Origin of the sequence: Methylobacterium sp. Leaf108 (assembly GCF_001423265.1) — a bacterium.
GTDB lineage: Bacteria > Pseudomonadota > Alphaproteobacteria > Rhizobiales > Beijerinckiaceae > Methylobacterium.
Window position 1 is genome coordinate 16,327 of record NZ_LMND01000014.1, and the last position, 14,069, is coordinate 30,395.

Annotated in this window: 15 protein-coding genes and 3 pseudogenes; 10 read left to right on the forward strand and 8 right to left on the reverse strand. The window is 61.2% G+C overall.

All coding sequences use genetic code 11. The features are described from left to right. Window positions 1-951: 951 nt before the first annotated feature. Window positions 952-1,284: a hypothetical protein gene (locus ASF39_RS10865; RefSeq protein ID WP_056283733.1), complete on the forward strand. Its 333-nt coding sequence runs from the start codon at window positions 952-954 to the stop codon at window positions 1,282-1,284. A 120-nt stretch (window positions 1,285-1,404) separates the two neighbouring features. On the opposite strand, the pseudogene ASF39_RS10870 reads toward ASF39_RS10865, so the two are convergent. Together ASF39_RS10870 and ASF39_RS20440 are read right to left on the reverse strand one after the other, a co-directional pair. Then, window positions 1,405-1,848 (reverse strand): annotated as a pseudogene (locus ASF39_RS10870) (cell wall hydrolase); the annotation flags it as partial. A gap of 337 nt (window positions 1,849-2,185) precedes the next feature. Then, a complete protein-coding gene (locus tag ASF39_RS20440) occupies window positions 2,186-2,704 on the reverse strand; it encodes a DUF2147 domain-containing protein (RefSeq protein ID WP_348271513.1) in 519 nt (172 codons plus the stop codon). 219 nt (window positions 2,705-2,923) lie between these two features. On the opposite strand from ASF39_RS20440, the gene ASF39_RS10875 reads away from it, so the two are divergent. Beyond that, window positions 2,924-3,169 (forward strand): hypothetical protein, encoded by a 246-nt coding sequence (locus tag ASF39_RS10875; RefSeq protein WP_056283766.1) that lies wholly within the window; start codon window positions 2,924-2,926, stop codon window positions 3,167-3,169. Between the two features lie 332 nt (window positions 3,170-3,501). Here ASF39_RS10875 and ASF39_RS10880 read toward each other — a convergent pair whose 3' ends face one another. Then, window positions 3,502-3,936, reverse strand: coding sequence for a hypothetical protein (locus ASF39_RS10880; RefSeq protein ID WP_056283739.1), 435 nt, complete (start codon window positions 3,934-3,936; stop codon window positions 3,502-3,504). A gap of 321 nt (window positions 3,937-4,257) precedes the next feature. Between ASF39_RS10880 and ASF39_RS10885 the strand changes: the two genes are divergently transcribed. After that, window positions 4,258-4,578, forward strand: a complete 321-nt coding sequence (locus ASF39_RS10885) for a hypothetical protein (RefSeq protein WP_056283742.1) — start codon at window positions 4,258-4,260, stop codon at window positions 4,576-4,578. A 1,248-nt stretch (window positions 4,579-5,826) separates the two neighbouring features. Here ASF39_RS10885 and ASF39_RS10890 read toward each other — a convergent pair. The 3 genes and pseudogenes from ASF39_RS10890 to ASF39_RS22330 all read right to left on the reverse strand — a co-directional run. Then, window positions 5,827-6,243, reverse strand: coding sequence for a DUF1236 domain-containing protein (locus ASF39_RS10890; RefSeq protein ID WP_056283745.1), 417 nt, complete (start codon window positions 6,241-6,243; stop codon window positions 5,827-5,829). Window positions 6,244-6,572: 329 nt separating this feature from the next. Next, complete coding sequence (locus tag ASF39_RS10895) at window positions 6,573-7,268, reverse strand: hypothetical protein (protein ID WP_244472367.1); 696 nt, start codon at window positions 7,266-7,268, stop codon at window positions 6,573-6,575. A 468-nt stretch (window positions 7,269-7,736) separates the two neighbouring features. Further along, a pseudogene (locus tag ASF39_RS22330) lies at window positions 7,737-7,859 on the reverse strand (winged helix DNA-binding protein); the annotation flags it as partial. A 493-nt stretch (window positions 7,860-8,352) separates the two neighbouring features. Between ASF39_RS22330 and ASF39_RS20450 the strand changes: the two are divergent. The 3 genes from ASF39_RS20450 (at window position 8,353) to ASF39_RS10900 (ending at window position 9,723) form a co-directional block, all read left to right on the forward strand. Continuing rightward, a complete protein-coding gene (locus tag ASF39_RS20450) occupies window positions 8,353-8,808 on the forward strand; it encodes a hypothetical protein (protein ID WP_082494498.1) in 456 nt (151 codons plus the stop codon). 79 nt (window positions 8,809-8,887) lie between these two features. Further along, the gene (locus ASF39_RS20455; protein ID WP_082494499.1) at window positions 8,888-9,274 is read left to right on the forward strand and encodes a glycosyl hydrolase; all 387 of its coding nucleotides are present in this window, start codon (window positions 8,888-8,890) and stop codon (window positions 9,272-9,274) included. A gap of 17 nt (window positions 9,275-9,291) precedes the next feature. Continuing rightward, the gene (locus tag ASF39_RS10900) at window positions 9,292-9,723 is read left to right on the forward strand and encodes a hypothetical protein (RefSeq protein WP_056283771.1); all 432 of its coding nucleotides are present in this window, start codon (window positions 9,292-9,294) and stop codon (window positions 9,721-9,723) included. A gap of 137 nt (window positions 9,724-9,860) precedes the next feature. Here ASF39_RS10900 and ASF39_RS20460 read toward each other — a convergent pair whose 3' ends face one another. Then, window positions 9,861-10,055 (reverse strand): hypothetical protein, encoded by a 195-nt coding sequence (locus ASF39_RS20460; RefSeq protein ID WP_082494500.1) that lies wholly within the window; start codon window positions 10,053-10,055, stop codon window positions 9,861-9,863. Between the two features lie 289 nt (window positions 10,056-10,344). Between ASF39_RS20460 and ASF39_RS10905 the strand changes: the two genes are divergently transcribed. The 3 genes from ASF39_RS10905 to ASF39_RS10915 all read left to right on the forward strand — a co-directional run bounded on the left by ASF39_RS10905 (window position 10,345) and on the right by ASF39_RS10915 (window position 11,740). After that, window positions 10,345-10,950, forward strand: a complete 606-nt coding sequence (locus ASF39_RS10905) for a recombinase family protein (protein ID WP_056283748.1) — start codon at window positions 10,345-10,347, stop codon at window positions 10,948-10,950. Window positions 10,951-10,955: 5 nt separating this feature from the next. Then, window positions 10,956-11,387, forward strand: coding sequence for a hypothetical protein (locus ASF39_RS10910; RefSeq protein ID WP_056283751.1), 432 nt, complete (start codon window positions 10,956-10,958; stop codon window positions 11,385-11,387). Window positions 11,388-11,548: 161 nt separating this feature from the next. Then, window positions 11,549-11,740, forward strand: coding sequence for a hypothetical protein (locus ASF39_RS10915; RefSeq protein WP_056283754.1), 192 nt, complete (start codon window positions 11,549-11,551; stop codon window positions 11,738-11,740). 33 nt (window positions 11,741-11,773) lie between these two features. Here the strand turns inward: ASF39_RS10915 and ASF39_RS20465 are convergent, their stop codons facing one another. Continuing rightward, window positions 11,774-12,166: a flagellar biosynthesis repressor FlbT gene (locus ASF39_RS20465; protein ID WP_162240589.1), complete on the reverse strand. Its 393-nt coding sequence runs from the start codon at window positions 12,164-12,166 to the stop codon at window positions 11,774-11,776. 220 nt (window positions 12,167-12,386) lie between these two features. On the opposite strand from ASF39_RS20465, the pseudogene ASF39_RS10920 reads away from it, so the two are divergent. Further along, window positions 12,387-12,715 (forward strand): annotated as a pseudogene (locus tag ASF39_RS10920) (flagellar protein); the annotation flags it as partial. Window positions 12,716-14,069: the final 1,354 nt, after the last annotated feature.

Sequence of the window (14,069 nt, forward strand, 5' to 3'; positions counted from 1 at the left end):
CTGAGTAGGGCCTCAGGTGACGGGTCCGATAGGATCACCTGCTCGTAGACGACGGGCTAGCGATATACGAGCATCGGGTGCCGGCGGAGGGGGTTAAGAAGCCGTCGACGTAGCTGAACCAGGCCATCCGGGCCTCGGCCTACGAGGGGAGACGGCTGCGGGCGCTGGCCTGTCGCAAACCGTCACCGTCCAAAAAAATCATCTCCGGACAGTATGTCACGGACCCCGCTTACCTACTTCGGCAGGATACGTGGACCGGTTTGACGGGCCTCCAAAACGACCCATGGATCTACAGTGCACCCACCTCACGAGAATAATTTTCTACGCCAAAATCTTTGCGACAGATCCTTGGCGAATCCGCTCCCTTTCCAATCCGCTTCGTTGAAAGGAGCAGACAGGAAGAGAGCTACGGTTCAGCCCCGAAGGCCAAAAAACGACAAGACGGCTAGGACCACTACGATCAAGCCAACGATGTAAATGATGTTTCTCACGATGCGCTCCTCGCCGATGATCCGGCTCAGCAACCGCGGAGAGAGCAAGTCGTTCCGCTTAGGGCCCATCTCGGTACGGTTTGCTGAGCGGCGATCATCCCACAGGCGAAGTGGATCAGGGAGGTTTGCCCCCTTTCTGTGGAAATTTCATGGAGCTTGGCTGAGTAGGATCTCAGGTGACAGGTCCAATTGGGTCGCCTGGAGGCAACGCCTACAGATCGCGGCCTACGTTTCACCTGCACCTGCTCGGACGGGTCCGAAGGGCTCCACTGCGAGCACCGCATCGTGCAGTTGCTCGGCGACGTATCCGCCCTTACCGCCAGCCTCATCGTCCTCAACCAGATCAGACGGTTCTGTTCGCCGCACTACATAAGGCCGTTCTGATCGTGAGTGTTGCCGTTCGGCCCTCGACCAATATGGCCGCACCGTCCAAACACCTTCCAGACAAAAGGGTTTGGTCATGAAGTTACGAGGGATTGCCGCCCTGCTCATCACGGTTGGGCTTGCAGCCTGCCAGACCGCAGCACCGGCTCCGCAGCAGGCTGCCGTACTGGAAAGTGATATCGTCCGCCTGAAGACGGAGCGGGATGCAGGCCGCCTTTCGTACACGGAATGGGCCGAGCGGACCGGCGCGGCGGCACGAGCCAACGTTGCGCTCAGTGCGGATCAGGAGGCGGCGATCGCCTACCGCACGAAGCTTGCCCAACAGGTCGATGCGGGCAATATGACGCCGGTGCAGTTCGAGCGTGAGAGCGCCCGTACCCTGCAGCGACTGAAGGCAGCGCGCTCCTGACCGCTATCAGGGCGGCCACCTTCACGGATCGCGATAAGCTCCGCTTGCGCGCTGCAGCCGGAGTGCCGACTTCAGAGGCACGGTTCAGCGCGTAGGCGCTACCAGCTCAGCGCCGGCCTTGCGCTTCTCGTAAAAGACGTTGCCGCCCGCCTCCGCTACGTAGTGCATGTTGTCGTAGGAGAAACGAAGGCCGGCCAAGTGGAAATGCATGGCCCGCCCGACCTGGGGATGGCGTGCGCCGTCCAACACGGCGTCGGTCACGTCAGCGACCTTCTGGACGTCCTTGTCCGCCATTGGCTTAGTGAGCACGCCAGCCGCAAACTGTCGGGGCTGGCCAACCACGCCACAGATAGTACCGGGAGACGAAGGGGCCTCGAAGCGGTTCATCACGACGGTGCCAACCGCGAGCAGCCCGTCTGCGTCGCTGCGGTTTGCCTCGAAGTACATGGCACGGCCGAGGCAGTCGCGTTCGGCCTCCGTCACGACAATGGCTTTGGGCGACGGCGTGGAACCCGTGGTGAGAACCGCGTGTGGCGGTGTGGTACAGGCAGAGAGCCCCGGCATCGCCAGGGCGACACCCAGGAGGGAAAGCGCATGTTGCCATTGTCGCCGCTTCATGTGGTGTCGCTGCCATCCCTCAAGCGCGTCCGTAGGACTTCATGCTTCGAGCTGGGATTGATGGCAAATCTCAGTTTTATGCGGACAAGGGGCGGAGGGGCCTTGGCTTCCCAATAGGGCGTTAGCGTCTGCATCTTGAGGCCGAAGTCATGTGTAAAAAGATTCGAGATTCCACACCGAACGGCGTCAGGAAACGGTGCTCAGACGTTCTACCGTGACCTTGGTTCCTGCATTGTAGAGGGCCGGCTCTCCGACCACCGACAGCAACGAGTTATTGTGTCCGTTATCGGTCAGATCGTGGGCCGTCTTTACCGTTCGTGGGTCCTTTCAGCTGGCCCGCAACCACGTCCGTCACCCGCGTCCAGGTTTGGGTCTGACACAAAACAGCCACCAGGCATCCCTTCACGGACAGCGTAGATGGCTCCTCGCTCCAGACCGTGACGGTGTAGGATTTGCCGTTGTCGCCGTTGTAGATCTGCCCCCCATACCGCCCGTCCTCGCCCAGTTTGAGGCCGAGGATCACCTGGTGCCCCAGAAGGAGCCGCGTGCGCTTTTGCGGGTCGGGATTTTCACGATCCACGCGAGGCTGGCCATTCTCATCGAGTGGCTTGCTGCCCCACACGATGTACCCACACAATTGCGCGTTCCCTGGTCCGCAGCGCTCAGTGCGAACTCTCGCCCGGCGGTCCTCGGTCAGCCACGTACCAGACGGATCGGCGGCGTTCGCAGGGATGGTCGAGAGGCCTGCAAGAAAAGCGGTAACGAGCAAGTAGGTCGAGCGGCGTGAAGCGGCGATGTTCATGCGTCTAACACTCTGTGAAGTCATGTGCTGAAGGCGTGGAGCGGTTCGAAAGGCCTGACTGTGCCCATCGATGCTCCGGCACTGCCCGGTGGAGGCTCAAGGGGCGCTGCCCATCAAGCCGTCTGTGCCCACCGAAGGCCCGTCGTCGGTGCAACTGTCGACCCTCCCACAACGTTCACGCCGCTGACCCAGATGAGCTGGGTGTCAGGGGAGCAGATCATGTTGGTACGGTTTGGAATGGGCTTTGTGCTCACCACTTTTGCAGCAAGCGCGGCCCTATCGGCTCCCATGTCGGCTGAAGATAAAGCCGCTCTGCAGCAGCAATGCGCTGCCGACTTCACCACCTTCTGCGTTGGTCTGCCGCCCGAGGACGGCCCCGAGACGCAGGCCTGCTTTGAGAAAAATATGACCAAACTGTCGCCCGGCTGCCAGGGTGCTATCCAGGCCTACAAGAAGAAAAGCTGAGGTCACAGCAACGCTCTGTCCGCTAACCGTATATTTCCGCAGCAGTTGGCAGGATCGCAATCCTGCCAACTATGCGTCCCGCCCTACGTTCACGCCTTCTGGTCATGATCCGCCAGTTAGTACTAGCTTCGTAGCACTCGTCATCTTCAAGATAAATGGCAGAATTTTGTTGTCTATCAAACGATTAAAACCTAACACACAAAATTGTCAGGAAAAACTGCTTAGAAATCAAAATCCCGAAGAGGCGATCGCTGTTTAGGCGTTTTTAAACTAGACTTAGGATGTCCGCGAGGTCGTATCCGGACATATGAAATTCCGTTCGCGACAGGACTTCACACGTCTGGAGTAGGAAACACGTCAGCTGAGACGATCGCACGTGAGCGGGGGATTGGCCGGATCTCGGAAGCGCTGAACCAGCGGAAAAGTGCGAACCCGGCGAGCGCCGCCGCAGCTACGGTCACGCCAGGGTGACGCCGAACAGCCGTATCTACCTCATCGTAGAGTTCACTGAAGGTCCGGCGGGAGATGCCTTCGGAGAACTCCTCGACGCCCTCTGCCGCGCTGTCGAAGAACGCCTTCACGTTTGGCTGTTCGGCAAAGCCAGCGCCGCTGGCGCGAATGGCTTCTGCAACATCGGAGATGGCCCGAGCGGCGTCTGCCTTGCGCTTCTCGATATAACCTCCCGCCTCGTCCCGGATCGTTCCTGTCAGGCCGTAAGGCTTCGACGCTACGAAATCCGACGATAGATCCTGATCGACGTCGAGCATCTTAGCGTCTCCCTCACCCTGGACCGTCCATACGGAGCATCAGAAACCTGGGGGGCTGCATGCAGTTCCATGGGTAGCCAGTGGCCCGGTAAGGAAGGGCTATCGGTGCAAGGGCCGCTCCTGAACAGGTATCGTGTGCAATACCCCCATCCTGAAGGTCGGAAAATGACCGTTTTTCTGACATCTAGGGTCGTCTGGTTCCGGCCCAGTTCCATCATACAAGCGTATGCAAAATTCTTTTGAAAGCGGACCTAAACCTGAAGATTGCTCTGAACCCTTACTGAGCCGGCTGCGTTTGGTTTCTCACAATGGAGAACCTGAATGCCCGACACCGGTCTTGCCTCGGCACTGTTTCCTTCCTTGAACGCGGCCCGCTCCGCGAAGCATAGACTTGTCAGCGGCGGCTTTGCCCGCAATAGCATCGACATCGAGCGGCAAGGGGATGGCTTCGAGGTCCTCATCCACGTCCGCGACGAGCACCTAGATCGCGCGGAGGGGCTTCTTGCCCGATCTCCTAGTAGGCACGCGTTGTATGAGACGGGCGGTCAGGCCATCAACGCCTTCCAGGACAATCGCCTACTCGCGCTCGGCCTTGCTGGCTTGGCAGGCTTTGCCGTGTTCAGCTTGCTTTGCCGGCATTGACGCCAGCTTTGGTCTGCGTCGTCAGAACCAATCCTTCGGCGTTGGACCTTTAACACCCATGGCCGGGCGACGCTCAATCAGCGCAGGGTGCTCGTTTCAATCCCCAAACTTCAAAGTTGCCACCCATCCCGTGCAAGCAGGTTCGTTCATCCGCCCAGAAGGGACATCGTTCCTAAGCGAGGTGCTGTCAGATATCCGACCGGAAACTTGACATGCAAAAGCGTCAGGAAACGCTGTACAGAAATTAACATTCTGAGGATGCGATCGCTGTCTGGGCGTTACGGAACGGCCGCCAGCCTCTAAGCTGACCCGCTGAGGGTCCCTGCGGGGCATCATTACAACGCCATCCGCTCTCGCCACCTGCCCTCCTACTCGATTGCGATCTCGATGAAACTCATGACGAGCGTCGAGCCCATCACGTAATGCCAGTACTAATCAGGATTGCGGCTCAGCGTTTCTCGCAGGAGTGGAGGGCATCTGCCGGGCAGGAACGGTCCTGGGCGGAGCGGTGTTTCAATGCCCAGGTCTGTCTGGAGCCTTACGCCTTGCACTGCCGCCATCTTCGCCCGCTTCTGATCATAACAGCCCTCCTGTTTGGATCGAGCAGCATCGCTCAGGTCATGGAGCGAACCCCGGCGCCGGTAGATACCGAGGAGCCGCAGCCAGGCCCGCCTCCGCTACTGCCAGACCTCTCCGATCCGAACACCCGCTCGGCAGAGTCGCTCGCAGAGCCCGGGATCGAGTCGCCAATTCCAAAATCGCTGCGGAGTTCAGGCACAAAGGCGGGTGGACCTGCGAACGACCTTAATCCGAGCGGCCGGCTTCGAGAGGCGCCGCTTCCAGGCGGCTCTCCCCTCGACGCAGTCTCTGGACGGGATCTCTATCATGGTAATTACTGCGGCGTCGGGCAGCGCGCGGAGGGCCTGCCACCAACCGACGCGCTGGACGCTGCATGCCAACGCCACGATGCATGCTACGCGGCTGCCGGCTATCGCTCCTGCGCTTGTGACAAGACACTGAAACTGGAAGCCGCCATCGTTTCCGAGCGGCCCACTGTCTCGCTTCAGGTCCGGCAGCGCGCCTTAAGCGTCGCTGAAGCTGCCGAGGTGATGAACTGCCAATCGCCGTAACCGGTCTAGCCTGGGCATGGAGCGGCCAGAGTTACCTCAAAGTACCAGTCACAAATGAGACTGCCCGCCCCACCAGGGGCGGGACGGGCACATGGACTCGACGACGTGGTTTCGAGCGTCAGTCGATGACCTCGACGATGCGATGGCCGCTGTCGACGAGAACCGGACGCTCGTTCACGACCGTGTAGCGGTAGCCCGGCTTGACACGATACTCGTCGGGCACGTCGTAATAGGTCACGCCCGAAGTGGGGAGTGTAGCGCCAACCCGGACGTCCTGGTCGTAGCGATAGGACTTCACCTTCCGGCCCTCGACATAGGATCGGAAGCGCGGGCGGTCGTCGACGCCCAGGATGCCGCCGACTGTGCCGGTCGCAGCACCCACGGCCCCGCCTACGATGGCACCAACCGGGCCGGCAGCTGCGCCGCCTTCAGCGGCACCACGCTCAGCACCGCGCACGGTGCCCTGAGCCTGGGCAGTGACCGGAAGGGTGAGAAGGGCGGCCGCCGCGGCCGCGATAAGGATACGGTTCGACATGATTAGATCTCCATCGTCGGGATGGGGGCGGCCAAGCCTCGGCGGCCTCCTTCAAGAACGCACTAGGAACGACGGCTCGCTAATTGAGTTCCGTCGGCGCGCTGGTTCCGTGGATCCAACAGGGCTGGCTCTAGTGGAACGTTTCAAAGCATGCCGCACCCCATGTCAGCAAAACGACCGGAAACCTCACGTCTAATCGTGTCAGATAAAGCTGCTTGGAAATCAAAAATTCCGAGGAATGGTTCGCTGTTTGAGAGCTATGGAGTTGTCGCTTTATCGCGCACTCAGCTGCGAGGAGCGGCTAAACTCAGAGCTTGGCTGTCTGCTGGCTATCGCGCCGCGAACGACGGGTAGATGACCCTTATGGAAGAGGTCTGCAGCTGCACAGGCGTGGTTACGAGAGATGGCAGCCCCTTGTTTGACTCCAGCATACGCTTGCGCACCTCCGCCACGGTCATGGCGCCGACCGGGACCATCATTGCTGTCAGCAAATGTCGCGTGCGACGGTCTATGAAGTCCGAGCGCCCAATGTTCTCGAAATCCTTGATCGAGTGCGGCTTGTCGGGTTTGCCGGTGAAGACCCGGGCTCCATCCTTGAGCACCACGATGTCACCGGGCCGCAGCGTCTTGTCCTTAAGGAAGGCCGCGGCAGGTCCGTCGGTCATATCCAGCGGCACCTGCCGATCGCTGATGAGGATCTTGAGGGGCTCGGTCTTGGGCTTTGGCAGTGAGGCATAACGGATGTTTGGGCGTGGACGGGTGGCCTGGAGACGCTGCGCATAGCGACGTGCGTCGTACCGTTTCTGGGCGAAGGAGCGACCTTGCGGAGCAGTGTCTGCCTGTTGCGTCGGTTGAGGAGGCTGCACGGATAGTGCTGAAGGTTCGGGAGAGAACAACCGCTGGAACAGACCGCCAAGCCCGTCTTCCGCCGCGCTCACTGCCGTGCCGGTACCAAGCAGCAGGCCGAGCGTTGCTAGGGTAACGAGGTTGGGACGCATGCTGGGCTGGTTGCGTATCCGCGGCATGGCCCCTCCTGATCACCTGCCCCTACCGGACGATCCTCTAACCCAAGAACAAGCTGAACCGTTCCGTGTCTTGGATCCTGCAGCAGTCAGCCAATGGGTGGCGAGGGGTGGATCAGGAGCTCGCCGCCTTGCCCGGCATCGCACGCAGCAACTCGGTCACGGCGTCGACCTGCTCTCGCAGCGCCTGGATCGGTGCCTCGGAGCCTCCCAGAGAGCACACAAGGCTCTGAGACCCCGTTTCATAACCCGCGTAGCGAGGCTTTGGGCCATGCGTCGCCCTCTTCGCAGCTCCGACGAATGTGCCCGAGCCGCCGCCCTTCTTGGCCCTCNAGACCCCGTTTCATAACCCGCGTAGCGAGGCTTTGGGCCATGCGTCGCCCTCTTCGCAGCTCCGACGAATGTGCCCGAGCCGCCGCCCTTCTTGGCCCTCACGCCGGGAGGCAGCGAGTTATGAAACGGGGTCTGACGCACCTGCGCCACCTTCCCACGCAACTGCTGACCTTCCTCCGTCAGCTCGACCCGAAGCTGACGCTCATCGGCAGGATCGCGACCACGCCGAACATAGCCCGATGCCTGCAAGCGCTTCAGCACCCATCACACTGGCTGACACGATGGGTCTTACTGCTGGTCTGACGGCCTGATCAGCCCCCATTGAAGTGGAATGAAAAAACTTTGGTCGGTGTAACCGTTCCGCAGCCCCGCTCGGACCAAGCCGTTCGCGGGGCTCAATGCTGTCTTCAGGGCTATAGCGATCAGGGTGCAGGGGTAGGGCCCGGCGATGGTTGGGAACGGTTTTTCCGAGAGCGCTGTTTATAGCCGCTTTCGACTCGGGTCGGGGCAGATAACCGACCCTTGTGGCAAAGGCGCGAGGCGCCACCGTAAATTTAAAGCTGCGCAACCTCGAAGAGAGTGCGCTGTAACCGCCATTTATTCGTCAATTTGGCGATGCTTTTTGATGCTTAATAATCAATTAACACTTTGTTCATCTGGCGTTATTTTAGTCGAAAGGCTCATATTTTGGGAACTACTACTGGCAAGAGGGTGTTTTAGACCGTGCATTGATCAAAATTCTGGGAGAAAACGCATGCTGAAGCAACTTCGTATCGCCGCGCTTGCTGCTACCTTCGTCGTGGGCGGCACAGCGCTCGTTCTCGCACAGTCCAGCTCGACTGTCGGCACCGGTGGCTCATCCGCTGGTGGTGGTACCAGCAACTCCACAGTTGGCACTGGCGGCTCGTCGGCCGGCGGCAGCGGATCTGGTTCCAACTCGACTGTCGGCACCGGTGGCTCGTCAGCTGGTGGTGGTACCAGCAACTCTACGGTCGGCACTGGCGGCTCGTCGGCCGGTGGCGGTAGCGGATCCGGTTCCAACTCAACGGTCGGCACCGGTGGTTCGTCCGCTGGCGGTGGTAAGAGTGGATCGACGGTCGGTACCGGTGGCTCATCGGCCGGAGGAATGTCGGGCGACAAGGCTGATGGTCCCGGCAAGTCCGAGGATGCGCCTGGCCGTAACAAGGACAAGGGCAAAGACAAGAACTGAGCCCGCCTTGCGGCTCGCTTAATCCTAAGGGCGCGGTTCGCATGAGCCGCGCCCAACCTGTTTTCAGAGGAGATGCACCATGCTTCGCCTTGCTCTTCCCCTTCTCGGCTCCACGCTGCTGATCGCGAGCTACGCCATGAGCCAAGCGCAAACGAGCACCGTTACGGCCGGACCTGGCGGCGTTTCAAGCAACACCACGATGACCAACAAGGATGGCAAGCCCTGCCGGGTCGTGCATTCGGACGAGTCTAAGAACACCGGCAACCTGTCGAGTTCCGTCACAGCCGGACCAGGGGGCGTCCAAAGCTCGACGACGGGCGGCCCATCCGTGACCACGCACTCAAGCAATGGTCAGTCGAGTAGCTCCTCAAGCAGCGGTTCGAGTTCGTCCTCTAGCAACGGCACGACCATGACGACCACCAGCGATGGCGATTGCGTTGTCACCACGTCTAAGGACAAGAAGTAGGGAGCCCCGACATGACCATGAGAACCCTCACAACCCTCAGCTTCGCTGCTGCCCTTCTGTTTGGCCCTACGGCCGCGTTCGCGCAGAGCGGTGGCAGCGCCACGGGCGGCAGCGGCGGCTCTGCGGCGGCTGGCGGCACGTCGGCCACGACCCTTGGCACGGGTGGCACCTCCGCGGGGGCTGGCGGCACTGGCTCGTCCTTGGCCACGGGCGGTAGCGCGGCGGGCGACAACGCCCGTAGCCGATCGAAGGTCAACGAGACTGGTCAGGGCTTGAATGGCCAATCCAAGGCCATGGCGAACGACGGAGGCACCTTCTCGAAATCGCAGACGAAGACGAAGGTGCGTGACGGTGAGAGCGTTGAGTCGCGTACCAAGACCATGTCGCACGAACCGGGTTCGAAGCCGGTCAAGTCGACCACGCGCACGGGCTCGAGCACGGGTCAGTGAAGGGCTCGACGTACGGGTGTCTGGAGAAGCCGGCTAGGCTTCTCGCTTCCACTCAGACGGCATGATGCCTTTCCAGACAAACCCCGGCAGCGCCAAACTGCCGGGGATTGTCGTGCGTGCTGCAAACAACCTCTAAATCACTGACCAGCCGGCTTGTTGGCGGGAGCCGGCGTGACGGGAGGTGCCGGAGTCGCCGCAGGCGTAGTCGGAGCCGGCGCCGTCGTGGTGGCTGCAGGCGGGTTCGTCGTCTTGGGAGTCTCGGCCTTCTTCTCGTCCTGACAGGCGGCGAGCGTGAGCAGACCGACGAACGGGAGCAGGGTGCGAATACGCATGATCGTTCCTCGTTGTTGTATGCCTCTACAGACCATTACGAACGTCTGGCGAGCAGTAGAAGTTCAGACTCATTCTAAGAGAATGTGCTCGCTGCAGGACGCATCAGTCCAATAAGCTTGTCCTGGACGAACGCACCCAATGCTCCCGTGCTGCATGCCAGGAAAACGATCGTTTTCCCAACGTTAGCGTGAGGCAGGCGCTGAGCCGGTCAAAACGGTCGCGTTTCTGTCGGGAAAATATGACTGGTATTCTATTGCGGATCAAACGCTCCTGATTCACTATCCCGACATGCTCGTCGGATATGCCCGCGTCTCCACTCTCGATCAGAACCTCGACCTCCAACGCGATGCGTTGGGCAAGGCCGGCTGCGAGAAGCTGTTCGAGGAGAAGAAGTCCGGCAAGGCCGGGACCAAGCGCCCCGAGTTCGAGGCCGCGCTCGCCTATCTGCGTCCCACCGACGTCCTGGTGGTGTGGAAGCTCGATCGGCTCGGCCGCTCCCTCGTCGAGATGATGCGCACCATCGACAGCCTGCGCCAGAAGGAGATCCACTTCCGCTCGCTGACCGAGCAGTTCGACAGCGACACCGCCCATGGCCGGTTCGCCCTGCAGATGCACGGCGCCATGGCCGAGTACTTCCTCGACCTCAACCGCGAGCGCACGATGGAGGGGCTCAAGGCGGCTCTGGCTCGCGGCAGGAAGGGCGGCAGGCCCAAGAAGCTGACCGCGGCCGACATCGAGGTCGGCCGTGCCTTGCTGCAGACCGGCACCATCTCGATCGCGGCGATCGCCAAGCGCCTCGGGATCAGCCGAGACACCTTCTACAGCTACTTCCCTCAAGCCCGGGCACGCAGCCAGGCGGCGGCTTCGGAAGCGGCCTCGGAAAAGGAGGCCTGACCGCGATGCCGATCCGACGCGAGCATCGCCATTTCTACCCGATCGATTGGCCGCAACTCTCGGCCACGATCCGGTTTCGACGGGCGGGTGGGGCCTGCGAGGGCTGTGGCCGGCCGCACGGGCGAATGGTCTACCACCTTGGTGATGGCCGCTGGTGGGATGCTGCGAGCGGCTGCTGGCGCGATGGCACCGGATCGGCCCTCAAGGTCCTGCCGAGGTTGGAGGAGCTCGTGCATGTGCGCTCGACCAAGGTCGTGCTGGCGACCGCACACCGTGATCACGACACCGCCAACAATGCCGACAAGAACCTCGCCGCGTTCTGCCAGCGCTGTCACATGAACCACGACCGCCCCGAACACCGGCGCCGTCGTTGGCTCACGCTGTTTCGACGCAAAGGGCTGGGTGACCTGTTCCAAGGACCCTACCGCGACACCTGAGACGGCTTGGTCGCGTTCGGTAGTGCGCACGAACAAGCCGAAGCGGTGCTTCTGGCCGGCAAGCACCGTCTCGACCGCCGAGCGGACCTTGAGCGTGTGCGGTTGGGGTACGGTTTCTCGCCCGCCAGCCCCATATCTCCGCTAAAATCGGAGAGCATGTCATGTTCACAGTGAGGGGGACTGATCCAATCGGCAAGGCCATGACCTTCGCCTGCGGGACGGACGAGCAGGCGATGGAGAAGACGTGGGAGCTACAGCGGCGTGGCTTTCAGGACATCGTGGTCGTTGATCACAAGGGCAAGGAACAGCCGGCTACCGCCTTCGAGCGGTCTCTGGAGATCGATTGGGACTAACGAGAAGCGCCGCAATCACCTCTTCGAAATTAGTCACCCATTCTTGGCTTCAGGGATCCAACCGGCCTCCAGAGCCATCAGAGCTTTGCCCTTCTTGAAAGCAATATGTGTCTTCTTCTCGCTGAGTAGATGCTGGATCTCTAAGATATGCGGAGCAGCGCTCGGTATGGTCTGCAATATTTGGACGGCCAACCGTGATAGTTCGTTCAGTTCTTCAAAGGGGTTTTCCTTCAGAACAATCTGCTGAAGCGCAAAGACCATTTTAGAGCAAGGTGACGTAACATCGCTTTCGCGGATCATCTCGCTTTCGCGCAAGATGCGGCAGTGATTTTTTATGACTAAGCTGACACCTGCACCAGAATTACATATTTCCGCGCCATTAATGTATACAGTTTCGCCGGGTTTGATCGTGAGCTTTAATGCCACTGCTATAACTCCTTTTGAGTTATTCGAAATTAGCAACTGATCATCTTATATGAAGCGTATATTAATACTGGATTGATTAATATTCAATTAACCATGAAAATGAAATCTGTGTGGGGCAGGAAAATCAGCACATCGATTTAATATGAAGTTAGGAAGCCCTGCCCTCAGGTGAGGTGCCTTCGGAAATACGAGGGTTTTTTGATCAGAAGGATCAATCCACATGTCTTCCGGCGTCACCCTCACCGCTGCCACCCGYCAGAACCTGCTCTCGCTGCAGGGCACCGCGGACCTCCTGTCCAGCACCCAGAACCGCCTCTCCACGGGCAAGAAGGTSAACTCGGCGCTSGACGATCCGACGAGCTTCTTTACCTCGCAGTCCCTGTCGGGACGCTCAGGCGACCTCGGTTCGCTCCTCAACGGCATCTCTAACGGCGTCCAGACCATCCAGGCCGCCAACCAGGGCATCACCTCGATCCAGAAGCTGGTCGATTCGGCCAAGTCCACCGCCAACCAGGCGCTGGCCGACAAGAGCGCGACCACCAGCGGCACNCGCCAACCAGGGCATCACCTCGATCCAGAAGCTGGTCGATTCGGCCAAGTCCACCGCCAACCAGGCGCTGGCCGACAAGAGCGCGACCACCAGCGGCACCCCCGCCACCGCAGCCGTGCTGACCTCGGCCACCGGCTTCCAGGGCACCACGACGGCGGCCACGGACGGGACCCAGAGCTTCGCGACCGGTAACTCCCTGGTGTTCACGGTGGCCGGCGGCGGTGCCGCCTCCGTCGCCGCCCCCACCACCATCACGCTGAACGCGACCACGCTGGCCGGTCTGACCAGCGACGTCTCGAAGGTGAGCGCCGATACGGTCGTCACGGCGATCAACAACCAGCTCGCCAACGCCACCGTGCCCACCGGCGTGACCGCGTCCAAGACCACCGACGGCCGCATCGTCTTCACCTCGACCGACACCGGCGCGGCCGCCAAGGCCACCGTCAACGTCACCAGCGGTAACCGCGACATCGGCTTCGGCACCACCGCCGGCGCCCAGACCGCCACCGGCTCGGACGCCGCCAACGGCGCGGTCGCGGCCTCGGTCGCCGGCATCGCCGTCGCCGGCCTAGCCACGGGCGGAACCGGCCCCGACTTTTCGGGCGCTGCGGATGCCTCCTTCACGATCAAGCTGGGTGACGGTCCGGCAAAGAAGATCGACCTGACTGGCGCCGCCGACGCCACCCTCGCCCTGGCGACGGACGCCAAGGCCACCGACATCGCCACCGCCATCAATAAGCAGCTGACCGCGGACACCGGCTTCAGCGGCAAGGTGACGGCTGTCGGCGACGACACCACCGGCAAGGTCACTTTCACCACCAAGGCGACCGGTTCTGACCAGAAGATCACCGTCGACGCCTCGGCCTCCGGCGCCGACACCGACATCGGCTTCGGCATCGCTGGCGCCACGACGAAGCCCGTGGTCGGAAGCGGCACCGGCTCGGCCGGCGGCGTCAATGCCACCCGCACCTCCCTCGCCAAGCAGTTCAACACCCTGCTCGACCAGATCACGCAGCAGGCCAAGGACTCGAGCTACAACGGCATCAACCTGCTCTACCGCAGCGGCAGCGACGCCAAGGAAAACTCGCTGAAGGTCACCTTCAACGAGACCGGCTCGTCGAGCCTCAACATCGAAGGCGCCAAGCTCGACTCCGAAGGCCTGGGGCTGAACACCGTCACCGGCGGCTTCCAGTCGGATGCCGAGATCAACGACGCGCTGAAGGCGATCACCCTCGCCACCAGCCAGCTGCGCGCGCAGTCCTCGACCTTCGGCTCCAACCTCTCGGTGGTGCAGAACCGTCAGGACTTCGCGAAGAACCTGATCAACATCCTCGACACCGGCTCGGCCAACCT